The organism is Catenibacterium sp. GCM10023432 (assembly GCF_042651925.1).
GTDB classification, from domain to species: Bacteria; Bacillota_I; Bacilli_A; order Erysipelotrichales; family Coprobacillaceae; genus Catenibacterium; species Catenibacterium mitsuoka.
Genome location: NZ_JBHSEB010000050.1, coordinates 1 through 1,550, shown reverse-complemented (window position 1 = coordinate 1,550; position 1,550 = coordinate 1). Strand labels below are relative to the sequence as shown.

General features: G+C 34.6%; 1 protein-coding gene. It reads left to right on the top strand.

Translation table 11 applies throughout. From position 1 onward, the window contains the following. Positions 1-156 precede the first annotated feature (156 nt). On the top strand, positions 157-1,440 hold the full coding sequence (locus ACFOZZ_RS07535) for an MYG1 family protein (RefSeq protein WP_376814996.1): 1,284 nt from the start codon (positions 157-159) through the stop codon (positions 1,438-1,440). Positions 1,441-1,550: the final 110 nt, after the last annotated feature.

The window sequence follows — 1,550 nt, the reverse complement described above, 5'->3', positions numbered from 1 at the left end:
GAAGTTAAGCATCATAACGGCGACGATAGTGTGAAGACGCGACAATAGCAAGCTGCCAGGTCCTTTTTTTAAGCCTTCCTTCAGGAGGGCTTTTTTTCTTAGTGTAAATTTTAGATAAGAATGATATGATTATATAAGAGCACATAAGGAGATAGTATGATTACGATAGTAGAAGGAAAGGATGCAAAGTTCATAACTCATGCAGGATCATTTCATGCAGATGATGTTATGGCGACAGTCCTGTTAGAAATATTATATGAAGATATTCCACTTGCCAGAGTTGCAGAAATTGATGAAAAAGATACAGATGCGTTTGTCTATGATATTGGTTTAGGAAAGTATGATCATCATCAGGATGATAAAGTAAGAAGAGATAATGGGATTGCTTATTCTTCTGTAGGTCTTATTTGGCGTGATTATGGAATACAGATTTTGGAGAAGTTAGGCATCAAAGATTACATAGAAGATTATTTTTATGATATAGATGATCAGATCATCATACCTATTGATGCATTGGATAATGGAGAAGGTGAACGCATTTCCATGACTATTTCATCTGTCATTTCTATTAGTAATCCATTCTGGAATTCACCTATTAGTGGAGACGAAGCATTTTTAAAATCGGTTGATTTTATGAGAAAGGTATTTCATGTATATATTGAATATTTAAAGGATGTTTATAATAATAATGAACTTGATTGGGATGATGGTTACGACTGGTTAGATCAAACGATGAAGAAGATTGTCTTAGATAAAGCCAATGAAGCGAATTGTTTCATCTTTAATGAAGAAGGTGATGCCATAGATATGTGGAAAGAATATGGTGAAGAAATCATCACTTATTATAATAAATCAAGTAAACATTCAGAATTAGGTGTATATGATGTGAATAAGATGTTTGTGCAGCCACTTTCTTTTGAACGTGAAGAAACAGATGAAGTCACTGCTTATCCAGTAGAACAGCTCGCCATCTTAATGGAACATTATCATAAAAATGGTGAACCATTACTTAAAGAGATATTTGATACCTGCATTCATTCTGAAGTAAGTAGAATTCAAGGAATGGATTATGTTGAAGCACAAATTGACTTATCAGAACATCATATTATGATTCTAGAACAGTTTGTCCCATGGAAAGGTACATTACTTAAATCAGAAAGCAATAAAGTGAATGATATCTATTTGACTGTGTTTCCTTCTCAAAGAGGAGGATGGAACTTTCAGGGAGTTCCTTTATCACCAGCAAGTTTTGATACACGTATCAAAGTACCTGAAGAGTGGTGTGGAAAACGTGATCAAGAATTAGTAGATCTTACTGGAGTCGAAGGTGCACGCTTCATTCATCCAGGAGGATTTATTGGTGGCGCTGAAAGCTTTGAATCCATCATGGAACTAGCACAACGTATTGTAGAATATACTGAACAAAATAAAACACATTAAACTATTAAACAGGGCTGTCTTATATGATAAGATAGCCTCTTTGTGCGACAGGCAGTCGCTTATATGTCATGTCAACAGGGGCATGACATTTTCTGCTTATAAATGATTAT

What these genes read in the sequence shown, in the direction of transcription:
- ACFOZZ_RS07535 (WP_376814996.1), top strand. Translation starts at nt 157, where the DNA reads ATGATTACGATAGTAGAAGGAAAGGATGCAAAGTTCATAACTCATGCA.